A 13,253-nucleotide genomic window follows, 5' to 3' on the forward strand; every position below is an offset into this window, starting at 1 on the left:
GGTTGGGAATGGCGTGCCGGCCGGGCTCAGTCGAGCTCCACCTTTTCGCCGCGGAACCAGCGCCGCGCCAGCAGCAGCGCCGACATCAGCGACGCCAGCAGGCCGCCCAGCGACTTGGCCTTCTCGAAGTTCTCGCGCGAGATCAGCGGGCTGTCGCGCTCGAGAAAGGCCTGGGCGCCGCGCGCCAGCGGAAAGCCGGAGGGCAGCGTCAGCTGCGCCTCGTCGAACTTGATCTTCATCCGCACCGCCATCGCCGGGCTGTACAGCGCCTGCAGCAGCTGGTATTCGGCCTTGGCGTCCACCTCGTCGTTGGCCAGCAGATGCAGATTGACGCCGGCGGTGCGCAGCGGCCGGGGCGGCACCGCCGGCGCCGCGCCGTAGAGGAAGGCGGGGATCTCGGCCGCGGCCGCCCAGCTGAGCCGGCTGGACGGCGTGGCGGGGAAGGGCAGATCTATCATCCGGTAGCCGCGCTGACGGACCAGGAAGTCGGCCAGCATCGACGGCAGATAGGAGGCGGTGGCGACGGCGTCCGGCAATTGCTCGGCAGGCAGCGTCATCAGCTCCTCCTGCGGCAGATTGCTTTCCAGGTAGTCGCGGTCGGCGCGCAGGCCGGCGAAGGCCAGCAGCTGGCGGGCGTTGTCGCTCCATTGCTTGCCGCGTTCGCCCAGATCGATGCGCCGGCCCTTCAGCTCGGCCAGCTGGTCGATGCCGGGCCGGGTCAGCAGGTGCACCAGTTCCGGCGGGATGGCGGCCAGTTGGGTCACGTGCCGGTAGCGGCCGGGCGCGCCGGCCTGGACGAAGGCGAGGTCGATCTGATGGCGGTCCAGCTGTTCCAGCGTTTGTTCGGCGTCCAGCGCCGGCTGGATCCGCAGCGTCAGGCCGTGCCTGGCGGCTTCTTCCTGCAGCATGCGGGTCAGGAACTGCCGGTTGCTGACCACCTCGCTGCCGGCGATGCGCAGCACCGCGCGTCGCGGCATCACGTCGAGCAGAAAACCCAGCGCGATCGCCGCCAGCGTCGCCAGCAGGCAGGCGGCGAGCAAGCGCCGCCTGCCCGGCGGCAGACGGTTGAGCAAGCGATTCAGCGTATCGGAGAGTTCTCGAGCCATGTCTCGTTCCAGCTTCAGTAAACGGAAATCAACTGGTGGCGTTCTATCGCCTCCTGCGCCGGCGGGCTTTTCAGCCAGGCTAGCAGCGGGCCCACGCCGAGCGCGGCGTCGTCGCGGCTGACCAGGTACAAGTCCTGCGCATAGGGGTAGCGGCCGGACAAGATGGTGGCGCGCGAGAACGGCACGCCATCGATGGTCAGCAGCGTCAGCCGCGCGCCGACGCCAGCCTCCTGCAGCGACAGATAGCCCAGCGCCAGCGGATCGCGCGCCACTTCCGCCGTCATCTGCGCCGCGCTGTCCAGCGTTTCGGCCCGCCAGCTCGGCTCGCGGCCCGCCAGCACCGTTTCCACGACGAACTGGCGCGTCGGCGACGGCTCGCGCCGGCCCAGCAGCCGGATCGGCGCGTCGCGGCCGTCCAGCTGTCGCCAGTTGGCTATCCTGCCGGTCAGGACGTCGCGCAGCTGGCGCTGTGACAGGGCGCGCAGCGGCGAGGCCCGGTTGACGACGAAGGCGATGCTGTTGCGGGCCAGCAGGTGGTAGTGGCTCTGCATGTCATCGCGCCATTCCGGCAGCGTTTGGCTCACCGCGGCCAGGTCCACCACGCCGCGCTGCGCCGCCACCAGGCCGGCGATGGAACCGCCGCCCTCGACCACGATGCCGCCGCCGGGGTCGTAGTCGTCGGCCAGGTCGCGCAGCAGCGCCTGCAACTGGCTGGAGCCGGCGATCACCAGCGATACCGGGGCCGGCCGCAGCCGCCACGGGCGCGCGGCCAGCGCCAGCGCGGCCAACAGCGCCAGCGCCAACGGCAAGGCCCACCATCGCGAGACCGGGCCGAGCCGCCTCATCGCCTGCCTCCGTCCTGACGCAGCCGTTGCTCCAGATAGCGGATGAAGCCGGCGCTTTGCGGCGCCGGCGTTTCGGGCACGACCAGCAGCAGCGGGATGCGCAGCGGATAGCGCCCGGCGCGCACCGATTCGATGTCGGCGCGCTGGCCGGACAGGGTCAACGGTTTCAGGCCGGGGCCCAGCTCGTCGGCGGTGACGATGGCGATGGCGCCGGGGTGGCCGGCCAGCTGCGCGGCCCAGTCGCGCTCGCTCACCAGCAGGCCGTGCGGCGAAAAGCGCCCGCGACTGCCCAGCACCGCGTCGCGCCAGGCCTGGCCGGTCGCGCCGACCGGCGGGGCCAGCAACACGGTGATGGCGCCCGGCGCGCCGCCCAGCTCGCGCCAGTCGGCGATGGCGCCGGCGAAGACCGCGCGCAAGCGCGGCAGATCGATGTCGGACAGCGGGTTGTCCGGACTCACCACCGGCAGCAGGGCCTGGTAGCCGGCGACGATGCGGCGCGTGGCCCGGCCGCCGCCGTCGAGCGAGGTTCGCAGCGCGGCCGGGAGCGCGCCATGGACCATCGCGATGTCGGCGTTGCCGTCCAGCAGCGACTTCAGGCCGAAGGCGCTGCTGCCCGTCGCGACCACCACGCTGCTGCCGGGCTCCCGCGCCATATAGTCTTCCGCGGCCCGCTGCATCAGCGGCGACAGCGCCGGCGAGCCGCGGACCTGAACGGCCGGCAGCGGCGCGGCTGTGGCGGACAGCGTAAACAGCAGCAGGCAGGGGAGTCGTGTCATCGGCGTCGGCATCGTGGCGGCATGCCGGCTGGACGGGACTTCGAGGCGCTTGTGAAACAAAGCGCGGATAGCGAAACACCCCGCCTGGGCGGGGTGTTCGAATGGAGAGGGGAGGGGCTTACTGTATGATGCCGCCGCCGAGGCAGACGTCGCCGTCGTACAGCACGGCGGACTGGCCCGGCGTCACCGCCCACTGCTTCTCCTGGAAACTCAGCGTGGCCCGGCCATCGACGATGGGCGACAGCGAGCAGGCGGCGTCGGCCATCCGGTAGCGGTTCTTGGCGCTGTATTCTCCCGCCCCCGGCGCGTCCGGCAGCGTCCAGCTGAGGTCGGCCATCGCCAGCGTCGGCTTCAGCAGCAGCGGGTGGTCGTGGCCTTGCACGACGATCAGCTTGTTGGCCGGGATGTCCTTGCCGGCGACGAACCACGGCTCGCCGTTGCCATCCTTGCTGCCGCCTATGGTCAGGCCCTTGCGCTGGCCCAGCGTGTAGTACATCAGGCCGATATGCTCGCCCACCGTCTTGCCTTCCGGCGTGATCATCGCGCCGGGCGAGGTCGGCAGATAGCGCTGCAGGAACTCGCGGAACGGGCGCTCGCCGATGAAGCAGATGCCGGTGGAGTCTTTCTTGGCCGCGGTCGGCAGGCCGGCCTCTTCGGCCAGCCGGCGCACCTCGGTCTTCCTGATGTCGCCCAGCGGGAAGAGGGCCTTCGCCAGCTGGTGTTGCTGCAGGCGGTACAGGAAGTAGCTCTGGTCCTTGGTATGGTCCACCGCCTTCATCAGATAGTGGGTGCCGTCCTTCTCCAGCTTGCGCGCGTAGTGGCCGGTGGCGATGCAGTCGGCGCCCAGTTCCATCGCGTAGTCGAGAAAGGCCTTGAACTTGATCTCGGCGTTGCACAGCACATCCGGATTCGGCGTGCGGCCGGCCGAGTACTCCTTCAGGAAGTACGAGAACACGCGGTCCTTGTACTCCTTGGCGAAATTGACGATTTCCATGTCGATGCCGACGATGTCGGCCACGCTCATCGCGTCCAGCGCGTCCTGCTTGATCGAGCAGTATTCGTCGTCGTTGTCGTCTTCCCAGTTCTGCATGAACACGCCGATCACTTCATGGCCCTGCTGCTTCAGCAGCCAGGCGGTCACCGACGAATCCACGCCGCCGGACATGCCGACGACGATGCGTTTCTTACCCGTCACGGGGCGTTTCCTTCCTTGCTTTTGCTTGCCTGTCTGACAGGCTCGGATACGGCCGGCGGCTCATATCCCGTCATCCAAACTGAAAGGGGAACCACCACGGGCGGTTCCCCGAAATCCTTGAACCAGGTGTCCACCGCCCAGTCCTGATTGGCGGCGACGTCGTGCAGCACCCCGGTGTAGTGCAGATCCAGAATATGCGGCGCACGCCATTCAGGTGGCGCCGCATGGTGGAATTTCAACCAGCCCTTTCCATCCAGATAGCGCAGAAAGACGGTGACGTTGCTGCTGTGGTCGGCGCAGTCCATCCGTCCCTCGGCCGGGCCGTCGTGGAAGTTGCCGCCCTTGTCCTGCCAGATCGGGGTGTCGCGGGCGGCGAGGAAGTACAGCGTCCGCACGGCGTCGGCGACGGCCGCGCGCTCGCTGTCGGCCGAATCGGCCCGGGCCAGCCGGGCGGCCAGCCAATCGCGCGCCTCGTCCGATATTTCGAAGTAGGCCTGCCTGGAACAACGGTAATGATAACAGATGTTTAGCCCATCGGCGCAGGCGGCCGCGGATGACAGCAGCAGCAGGCAGGACAACAGCAGGCGTGGCGGCATGAAAACTCCGGTGGGTCAGCGCAGATCGCGTATCAGTTCCATCGGGTACAGTATGCCAGCAAGATAGTCGTCGATGCAGCGCAATACCACCGGGCTGCGCAGCCGGGCGGCCTCGGCGGCGATCTCGTCCCGGCTCAGCCAGTGCACGGCGACGATGCCGTCGTCCAGCCGCGGCGGCGCCGGGGGAGGGAGCGCGTCGCCATGGAAGGCGAAGCGCAGATAGGTGATGTCGCTGCCCGGGCGGTCGGCCAGATAGATGCCGGTCAGGCCGCGCGGCGTGAACAGCCAGCCGCTTTCCTCGCGCGTTTCGCGGACGACGGCCTGCGGCAGCGTCTCGCCGCGTTCCAGGTGGCCGGCCGGCTGGTTGAGCCGGCGGCCGTCCGGCGTGTCCTCCTCCACCATCAGAAAGCGGCCGTCGCGCTCGACGACGGCGGCGACTGTGGCGTTCGGTTTCCAGACGCTCAGGTGGTTATTGACAATCATTCTTGTTTGTCTCTATGATGATGATAACTATTCTTGATTGTAAGCCAGAGGGCCATCACATGTACGTCTGCCTGTGCAACGCAGTGACCGACAGCCAGATCCGCCAGGCGGTTCATGGCGGCGCGACGCGCATGTGCGACCTGCGCCGCGAGCTGGGCATCGCGTCCGACTGCGGCAAGTGCGCGTGCATGGCCAACCAGATCCGCAAGGACGCGCAGAGCGAGCTGGCAGCCTGCTCGGTGGCCCGCAGCGCCGCCTGATCCCGCCCTTTGCCAAACGCCGGCCGTCGAGCCGGCTATCGGCGTTTTTGTCTTGAGATGTCGCGTGGCTGTGCCATAATGCCTGAATGATTTTTCAGGAGAATATGACATGCAAGGCGACAAGAAGGTCATCAAGTACCTGAACCAGATTCTGAAGAACGAGCTCAGCGCGATCAACCAGTATTTCCTGCATGCGCGCATGTACAAGAACTGGGGTCTGAAGAAGCTCAACGAGCACGAATACGAAGAGTCCATCGACGAGATGAAGCACGCCGACAAGCTGATCGAGCGCGTGCTGTTCCTGGAAGGGCTGCCCAATCTGCAGGACCTCGGCAAGCTGCACATCGGCGAGAATCCGAAGGAAATGCTGGAGTGCGACCTGAAGCTGGAGCTGGAGGCGCTGCCGCTGCTGCGCGAGGCGATCGCCTACTGTGAAACCGCCAAGGACTATGTCAGCCGCGACATGCTGGAAGACATCCTGGAGAGCGAGGAAGAGCACGTCGACTGGCTGGAGACCCAGCTGGGCCTGATCGAGAAGGTCGGTCTGCAGAATTATCTGCAAAGCCAGATGGAAGACGCCTCCTGACCCGGAGGCGGCGGAAAGGAAAAGGGCTGTCGTTGCGACAGCCCTTTTTTCATGCGCCGGACTGGCCGGCTTATTTCTTCGCCGGGGCCTGGGCGGCCGGAGCGGAGGCGTCGACCATCGGCTCGTTCGCTTCCTCCCACGGCAGCGGCACCTTCTTCTGGTGTATGGTCAGGCCGCGGGCGTTGTAGTTCAGCTCGGTGGAGATCTGCCCGTTGTCCTCGACCAGATAGCCGCCGGACTTCCATTGCGCCAGCTGGCTGTCGAGCAGGCTCTTGGCCAGGTCGTCGACTTCCTGCATATTGGGCTGGTCTTCCGCCGTGTGATCCACGGTGAACAGATTGCGCGCCTGGGTCAGCACCAGGTCTTCCAGCGTCTGGCGCGGCAGGCTCACCTTGGCTTCCGCCTCGATGCGCTTGGCCAGCAACGCGATGTCGCCGAGATCGGCCGGCGTGAAGCCGTTGATGCCCAGGCTGCCCTGCAGCGTCACTTCGCCGCTGGGCATCTTCAGATAGAACTCGTTGACCAGCAGCTTGGGGTTGTTTTCCAGCAGCGGAATCGCGTTCTTCTTGACGGTGTCGACGTACTGGCGGCGCAGCACCATCGGATCGACGCCCTCGAACGGGATCTGGCTGATCGCCTTGTCCAGCTTGACCAGCGTCGGGCCGTGCAGGTGATTGGCCGACACGTCGAGCCGCAGCGGGCCGTAGCGGTTGGCGTTGAAGCTCAGCTCGGCGAAGTTGACCTTGCCGCGGGTGTTGACGAAGTCGTCCTGCTCGCTGGTGACGATCTGGTAGCTGAAGTTCTTCAGCACCACCGACGACGGCTTGAATTCGCCGGACGGGTTGACGAACTCGCCGACGCGCACCCGCGTCATCAGATAGATCAGCTCGTTCAGCTTGATGCTGTACGGCACGCTCTCGCGGGAACTCAGCTGCACATTGCCTATCGTCAGCTCGCTGGTGCCGAGCTTGACGCCGGTGTTGCCAGGACGCATGTCGGAAACGTAGCGCACGCCTTCGAACGACAGGCTGCCCTTGCTGGCGGCCTCCAGCAGGAAGCCGGGCGACAGCGCCTCGGTCTTGTACTCCTGGTAGCCGTGGGCGTAGTCGACCTTCAGGTCGAAGCCCTTCCACTTCATCTTGACGCCGGACAGCGCCTCTTCGTAGTCAAAGGCCGGCACGCTGACTTCCAGCAGGCCGCCGCCGCCGAAGCCGATCCGGTTGACGACGGTGATCGGCTCCTTGTCGCCGAAGAAGGTCTTCAGCGTCTTGCGGGTGGCGTCGCTCATCGCGAACTCGGTGCGCACCAGCGCCCGGCCCGGGCGGAAGTCGAACGCGGACAGGCCCGGCAGAGGGCCGTGCTTGACGTGGTTGGTGAACTTGACGGTGGAGTTCAGCAACGGCTTCATATTGTCCGGCAGCATGTTCTCGTACGGGCCGGACAGATGGCGGTTGAACACCAGCTCGGTGGTTTCGGTGGACGAGAACCAGCCGCGTTCGTAACTGTGCGATTTGACCTTGAACAGCGGCAGGCCGGCTAGCATCCGGTACTGTTCGTCCAGGGTCTCCTCGGCCTTGACGCCGGCCCAGTAACTGGCGCCCGCGTACAGGACAAACAGGCCGCCGATGGCGGCGCCGGCAATGATCAGTCGACTTTTTGGCAACACTAGTATTTTTCTGAACTAGGGTGAAATGATGCCCTATGGTACACCAATGGCCGGAATGTTGGGCCGCGAAAGCGCCCGCGCCGGCAAATTGATCCCGGCAGGATGAGAGCCTGTTCAAAATCTTGTTGAGCGCTGCGCGGCCCGGCCGGCAGGGCGGCCCTACAGGGCCGTTTTCCGCGCCCGGCATCCGGCGGCAGACGGCCGCCGCCGCAAAAAGACTTTGAACAGGCTCTCTGGGCTGCTATAGAATAGAGCTTTGTCTCTAAGTCACCGGACGCAATCGATACATGAACCTGAACTGGCTCAATGGTCTGCTGGACCTGCCGTGGTGGGGCAATATCGTCGCCACCCTGATTCTGACCCATATCACCATCGCCTCGGTCACCATTTTCCTGCATCGCCACCAGGCGCACCGGGCGCTGGACCTGCATCCGCTGCCCAGCCACTTCTTCCGTTTCTGGCTGTGGCTGAGCACCGGCATGGTCACCAAGCAGTGGGCGGCGATTCACCGCAAGCACCATGCGCGCTGCGAGACGCAGGAAGATCCGCACAGCCCGCAGGTGCTCGGCATCAAGAAGGTATTGTGGGAGGGCGCCGAGCTGTACCGCGCCGCTTGCAAGGACCAGACCATCATGGATAAGTTCGGCCACGGCACGCCGGACGACTGGCTGGAACGCAACGTCTACAGCAAGCACAACGCCAAGGGCATCGTGCTGATGCTGATCATCAACCTGGTGCTGTTCGGGCCGATCGGCCTGTCGATCTGGGCGGTGCAGATGGTGTGGATTCCGTTCTGGGCGGCCGGCGTGATCAACGGCCTCGGCCATTACTGGGGCTATCGCAACTTCGAGAACGAGGACGCTTCGACCAATCTGGTGCCGTGGGGCATCCTGGTCGGCGGCGAGGAGCTGCACAACAATCACCATACCTTCGGCACCTCGGCCAAGCTGTCGTACAAGTGGTACGAATTCGACATCGGCTGGATGTACATCCGCATCCTGGAGATGCTGGGACTGGCGACGGTGCGCAAGGTGGCGCCCCAGCTGGCGCAGGACCCGTCGCGTCCGCAGCTGGATCTGGAGCATCTGCAGGCCATCATCTCGAACCGCTACGCGATCGCCGCCCGTTACGCGCGCGAGCTGAAGGCCGAGTACCGCGCCGAATTGTCGCGGCTCAGCCTGCCGGAGCTGCCGCAGGTCGATCTGCCGCAGAAGATGAAGATATGGCTGAAGCAGGACGCCAAGGATACGCCTGAGGCCGAACGCGCCCAGCTGGCCACGCTGCTGGAGCAGAGCCACGTACTGGCGACCATCTACAATATGCGCCAGGAACTGACCCGCTTGTGGGAGCGTTCCAGCCTGACGCGCGAGCAATTGCTGAAGGAGCTGCAGGACTGGTGCGCCCGCGCCGAGGCTTCCGGCATCGCCGCCTTGCAGCGCTTCTCGATGAGTTTGCGCCAGACCGCGCTGGGCTGAACCCGCCGCCGCAGTGGAATGAATCGAGCCCGCATCGTCAGATGCGGGTTTTTTCATGCCAGAGCTCGGCTTAGAGCTTTTTTCTATATTCAAATTGTAAATAAAATTTGATTTCAAAATAGCCTGAAGAAATATAATGAGGACCTGTTGCTTATCCGAGCGAGGTCATCGATGAGTGCATTGCAAGTGGCTGAAGGTCAGCCCGATCTGCCGTATATCCATGGTTTTTCCGCCGCCGAGCAGGCGCGACTGGTGCGCCAGGCGCGCTTCTCCGAAGCGATGGTCTATCGCGACGTCGACTTTTCCGGCGTCGGGCGTTTGCTGGAGGTTGGCTGCGGCGTCGGCGCGCAAACCGAAATCCTGCTGCGCCGTTTTCCCGAACTGAATCTCACCGGCATCGATTTCAGCCAGCGTCAGCTGGCGGTGGCGCGTCAGCGTCTGCAGGGCAGCCCCTTCCATGAACGCGCGACGCTGCTGCACATGGATGCCGAGGACCTGGATTTTCCGCCGGCCAGCTTCGACGCCGCCTTCCTGTGCTGGATTCTGGAGCATGTGCATGCGCCGGAGCGGGTGCTGGCCGAGGTGAGGCGGGTGCTGAAGCCGGGCGCGCGCCTGTATGCGACCGAGGCGATGAACGCCACTTTCTTCCTGGCGCCGTATTCGGCCAATCTGCAGCAGTACTGGCTGGCGTTCAACGATCATCAGCTGTCGGTCGGCGGCGATCCCTTCATCGGCGCCAAGCTCGGCAATTTGCTGCAAAGGCTGGGATTCCGCCAGGTGGAGACCCAGGTGAAAACCTGGCATCTGGACAGCCGCGAGCCGCATCGGCGCCAGCAGGTGCTGGATTACTGGACCGAGCTGCTGCTGTCCGCCGCCGATCAGTTGATACAAGCAGGGCGGGTGGATGCGCAACTCGTTGAAAATATGACAAAAGAATTGAGATTGTTACGAAGTAATCCAGAACTGGTATTCTTCTACAGCTTCATGCAGGCCAGCGCGGTGGTATGAGGCTGGCTATACCTAGGTAGGACATTGTTTGCTTTGTATAAATTTTTTTGATTTTTATATAACTAAAAATTACTAAAAGTAATTTTAAAATAGCTAGGAGTGTCTGAATGAAAAGTAATTCCGTATTGTCGTTGATCGGCAATACCCCGCTGGTGCGGGTCAGCCATCTGGATACCGGGCCATGCCAGCTGTTCCTGAAGCTGGAAAGCCACAACCCCGGCGGTTCGATCAAGGACCGCATCGCGCTGACGATGATAGAGGCCGCCGAGCGCGATGGCAGCTTGAAGCCGGGCGGCGCCATCATCGAGGCCACCGCCGGCAATACCGGCCTGGGGCTGGCGTTGGTGGCGGCGCAGAAGGGCTATCCGCTGACGCTGGTGGTGCCCGACAAGATGAGCCGCGAGAAAATCATGCACCTGCAGGCGCTGGGCGCCCAGGTGGTGCTGACCCGCTCCGATGTCGGCAAGGGCCATCCGGAGTATTACCAGGATGTGGCGGCGCGCCTCGCCGCCGAAACGCCGGGCGCCTATTACATCGATCAGTTCAACAATCCGGCCAATCCGCTGGCGCACGAAACCACCACCGGTCCGGAAATCCTGCGCCAGATGGGCGGCGAGGTGGACGCGGTGGTGGTCGGCGTCGGCTCCAGCGGCACCTTGACCGGGCTGACGCACTTCTTCCGCCGCGAGTCGCCGGGGACCGCCTTCGTGCTGGCCGATCCGGTCGGCTCGGTGATGGCCGACTACGTCGAAACCGGCAGCTTCGGCCAAGCCGGCAGCTGGCTGATCGAGGGCATAGGCGAAGACTTCATCCCGTCGCTGACCGATCTGTCCATGGTCAAGCGGGCCTTCCGCATCAGCGACCAGGAAAGCTTCGACACCGCCCAGCTGTTGCTGCGGCGCGAGGGTATTCTGGCCGGCTCCTCGTCCGGCGCGCTGCTGGCGGCGGCGTTGCGCTACTGCCGCGAGCAGACCGAGCCCAAGCGGGTGGTGACGCTGGTGTGCGACAGCGGCAACAAGTATCTGTCCAAGATGTACAACCGCGACTGGCTGGTGGACCAGGGCATGCTGCGCCTGCCGGAGGTGGGCGGGCTGACCGACCTGATCGTCCGCCGCCACCAGGACGGCAACACGGTGTCCTGCCATCCGGACGAGCCGCTGGGCGTGGTCTACCAGCGCATGCGCCTGCACGACGTGTCGCAGCTGCCGGTGCTGCAGGACGACAAGGTGGTCGGCATCGTCGACGAATGGGACCTGCTGCTGTCGGTGCACGGCGAGCCGGAGAACTTCCGCCAGCCGGTGGCGACCGCGATGAGCGGCCAGGTGCGGACGCTGTCGCCGCGCGCTTCGCTGCAGGACCTGTTGCAGGTGTTCAACGACGGCCATATCGCGCTGATCGTCGACGGCGGCCGCTATCTCGGCCTGATCACCCAGGCCGATCTGCTGGCCTTCTGGCGCCGCCAGCCGCGCGGGGTTTGAGCCCGCCCCATTGCCCGCCGCGCCGCAGGCGCGGCGTCAAATCATTGAAAGGATAAAGCATGACCGATTTCCATACCCTGGCCGTCACCGCAGGCGCGCACGAGGACCCGTTCGGCGCGGTGATGCCGCCGATCTACGCCACCTCCACCTACCGCCAGCGCGCGCCGGGCGAACATGTCGGCTACGAGTATTCGCGCTCGCAGAATCCGACGCGGGAGGCGCTGGAGCGTGCCGTGGCCGAGCTCGAGGGCGGCGTCCGCGGCTACGCCTTCGCTTCGGGCCTGGCCGCCATCGGCACCGTGCTGGAGCTGTTGCCGGCCGGCAGCCACCTGATCGCGGTCAACGATCTGTACGGCGGCACCTACCGCTTGTTCGAAAAGGTGCGCAAGGCCAGCGCCGGCCTGGAAGTGACCTATGTCGCGTCCGAGGACAGCGCCGCGCTGGAAGCCGCCATCCGTCCGAACACCCGGATGATCTGGGTGGAGACGCCGTCGAATCCGCTGAACCAGCTGGTCGATCTGAAGGCGGTGGCCGGGATCGCGCGCAAGCACGGCCTGATCGGTGTGGTCGACAACACCTTCGCGTCGCCGGTCAATCAGCGACCGCTGGATTTCGGCTTCGACATCGTCGTCCATTCCGCCACCAAATACCTGAACGGCCATTCCGACGTGGTCGCCGGCGTGGCGGTGGCCAGCCAGGCCCGTCCGGATCTGGCCGAGCAGCTGGCCTTCCTGCACAACGCGGTGGGCTCGGTGTTGGACGCCTTCCCCAGCTTCCTGGTGCTGCGCGGCCTGCGCACGCTGGCGCTGCGCATCGCCCAGCACAATGGCAACGCGCTGGCGATCGCGCGCTGGCTGGAGGGGCAGCCCTGGGTGGAGAAAGTGCTGTATCCGGGGCTGGAGAGCCATCCGCAGCACGAGCTGGCGCGCAGCCAGATGCAGGGCTACGGCGGCATCGTGTCCTTCTATCTGAACGGCGACGTCAAGGCCTTCCTGTCCAGGCTCAAGCTGTTCACGCTGGCCGAGAGCCTGGGCGGCGTCGAGAGCCTGGTCTGCCTGCCGGCGGCGATGACGCACGCGTCGATTCCGGCCGAGCGCCGCGCCGCGCTCGGCATCCACGACAATCTGATCCGGTTGTCGGTGGGCGTGGAGGGCGGGGCGGCGCTGATCGCGGACCTGGAACAGGCGCAGAAGGACAGCTGAACCCCTTTGCCGCTAGAATCCTGTGTGATCATCCACCGCTAACGGAGAACGATATGAGCATTTACCGCCACAAGCAGGGCGCCCGCCTGGCCGAGGCCGTGGTCAGCAACGGCCTGATCTTCCTGGCCGGACAGGTGCCGGAGAACACCGAAGCCGATGCCCGCGCCCAGACCGAGAACGTGCTGGCGCAGATCGACGCGCTGCTGGCGGAGCTGGACTCCGACAAGAGCAAGATCGTCGACGCGACCATCTTCCTGTCCAGCCTGGCCGACTACGACGCGATGAACGCCGCCTGGGACGCCTGGGTGCCGGCCGGCCATGTGCCGGCCCGCGCGACGGTGGAGGCCAAGCTGGCCAATCCGGCATGGAAGGTGGAAATCAAGCTGGTCGCCGCGCGCTGAGTCTGTTTCGCACCGCGATAGCCCGCCGCCGCCAGGCCGTGGGCTTTTTTCTTGGCTGCGCCCGGCGATTCCGCCGTTCAATCTTTAAAGATATAAATCCGTTCGGCGCGAGACAAGGCCACCCCTGACCTTCGGTATGGCTCTTGTTCCAGCTTCCACTTTAAATTCCACCGGCA

The 13,253-nt window shown here is 65.2% G+C and carries 14 protein-coding genes; 7 read left to right on the top strand and 7 right to left on the bottom strand.

Annotated features, from left to right (window positions below; translation table 11 throughout):
• Nucleotides 1-26: 26 nt before the first annotated feature.
• The 6 genes from CXB49_RS04580 to CXB49_RS04605 form a co-directional block, all read right to left on the bottom strand.
• Entirely contained in the window at nucleotides 27-1,106 is a 1,080-nt protein-coding gene (locus tag CXB49_RS04580; protein WP_101707286.1) for a TAXI family TRAP transporter solute-binding subunit, read from the bottom strand.
• Nucleotides 1,107-1,120: 14 nt separating this feature from the next.
• Entirely contained in the window at nucleotides 1,121-1,951 is an 831-nt protein-coding gene (locus CXB49_RS04585) for a substrate-binding domain-containing protein (protein WP_101707287.1), read from the bottom strand.
• On the bottom strand, nucleotides 1,948-2,727 hold the full coding sequence (locus CXB49_RS04590; protein WP_158300609.1) for a substrate-binding domain-containing protein: 780 nt from the start codon (nucleotides 2,725-2,727) through the stop codon (nucleotides 1,948-1,950). Before CXB49_RS04590 ends, CXB49_RS04585 begins: the two co-directional genes overlap by 4 nt.
• A gap of 118 nt (nucleotides 2,728-2,845) precedes the next feature.
• Complete coding sequence (gene mnmA / locus CXB49_RS04595; protein ID WP_101707289.1) at nucleotides 2,846-3,922, bottom strand: tRNA 2-thiouridine(34) synthase MnmA; 1,077 nt, start codon at nucleotides 3,920-3,922, stop codon at nucleotides 2,846-2,848.
• Nucleotides 3,919-4,518 (bottom strand): hypothetical protein, encoded by a 600-nt coding sequence (locus tag CXB49_RS04600; RefSeq protein WP_101707290.1) that lies wholly within the window; start codon nucleotides 4,516-4,518, stop codon nucleotides 3,919-3,921. Before CXB49_RS04600 ends, mnmA begins: the two co-directional genes overlap by 4 nt.
• Before the next feature lie 15 nt (nucleotides 4,519-4,533).
• A complete protein-coding gene (locus tag CXB49_RS04605) occupies nucleotides 4,534-5,001 on the bottom strand; it encodes an NUDIX hydrolase (RefSeq protein WP_101707291.1) in 468 nt (155 codons plus the stop codon).
• Nucleotides 5,002-5,060: 59 nt separating this feature from the next.
• Here CXB49_RS04605 and CXB49_RS04610 point away from each other — a divergent pair, with 59 nt between their 5' ends.
• On the top strand, nucleotides 5,061-5,261 hold the full coding sequence (locus CXB49_RS04610; RefSeq protein WP_101707293.1) for a (2Fe-2S)-binding protein: 201 nt from the start codon (nucleotides 5,061-5,063) through the stop codon (nucleotides 5,259-5,261).
• A gap of 109 nt (nucleotides 5,262-5,370) precedes the next feature.
• A complete protein-coding gene (gene bfr / locus CXB49_RS04615; protein WP_101707294.1) occupies nucleotides 5,371-5,847 on the top strand; it encodes a bacterioferritin in 477 nt (158 codons plus the stop codon).
• A gap of 70 nt (nucleotides 5,848-5,917) precedes the next feature.
• Here the strand turns inward: bfr and CXB49_RS04620 are convergent, their stop codons facing one another.
• Entirely contained in the window at nucleotides 5,918-7,513 is a 1,596-nt protein-coding gene (locus CXB49_RS04620; RefSeq protein WP_233492938.1) for a YdgA family protein, read from the bottom strand.
• A gap of 293 nt (nucleotides 7,514-7,806) precedes the next feature.
• Between CXB49_RS04620 and CXB49_RS04625 the strand changes: the two genes are divergently transcribed.
• The 5 genes from CXB49_RS04625 to CXB49_RS04645 all read left to right on the top strand — a co-directional run bounded on the left by CXB49_RS04625 (nucleotide 7,807) and on the right by CXB49_RS04645 (nucleotide 13,077).
• Nucleotides 7,807-8,988 carry a fatty acid desaturase gene (locus tag CXB49_RS04625; protein ID WP_101710604.1) on the top strand — a complete coding sequence of 394 codons (1,182 nt, stop codon included), beginning with the start codon at nucleotides 7,807-7,809 and terminating at the stop codon, nucleotides 8,986-8,988.
• A gap of 171 nt (nucleotides 8,989-9,159) precedes the next feature.
• Nucleotides 9,160-9,996: a class I SAM-dependent methyltransferase gene (locus tag CXB49_RS04630; RefSeq protein ID WP_101707297.1), complete on the top strand. Its 837-nt coding sequence runs from the start codon at nucleotides 9,160-9,162 to the stop codon at nucleotides 9,994-9,996.
• Nucleotides 9,997-10,103: 107 nt separating this feature from the next.
• Nucleotides 10,104-11,474 (top strand): cystathionine beta-synthase, encoded by a 1,371-nt coding sequence (locus CXB49_RS04635; protein WP_101707299.1) that lies wholly within the window; start codon nucleotides 10,104-10,106, stop codon nucleotides 11,472-11,474.
• 59 nt (nucleotides 11,475-11,533) lie between these two features.
• The gene (locus tag CXB49_RS04640) at nucleotides 11,534-12,676 is read left to right on the top strand and encodes a PLP-dependent aspartate aminotransferase family protein (RefSeq protein WP_101707301.1); all 1,143 of its coding nucleotides are present in this window, start codon (nucleotides 11,534-11,536) and stop codon (nucleotides 12,674-12,676) included.
• A gap of 53 nt (nucleotides 12,677-12,729) precedes the next feature.
• Nucleotides 12,730-13,077: a RidA family protein gene (locus CXB49_RS04645; protein ID WP_101707302.1), complete on the top strand. Its 348-nt coding sequence runs from the start codon at nucleotides 12,730-12,732 to the stop codon at nucleotides 13,075-13,077.
• Nucleotides 13,078-13,253: the final 176 nt, after the last annotated feature.

The sequence above is a fragment of the Chromobacterium sp. ATCC 53434 genome (genome assembly GCF_002848345.1).
In the GTDB taxonomy this organism is placed as follows: domain Bacteria; phylum Pseudomonadota; class Gammaproteobacteria; order Burkholderiales; family Chromobacteriaceae; genus Chromobacterium.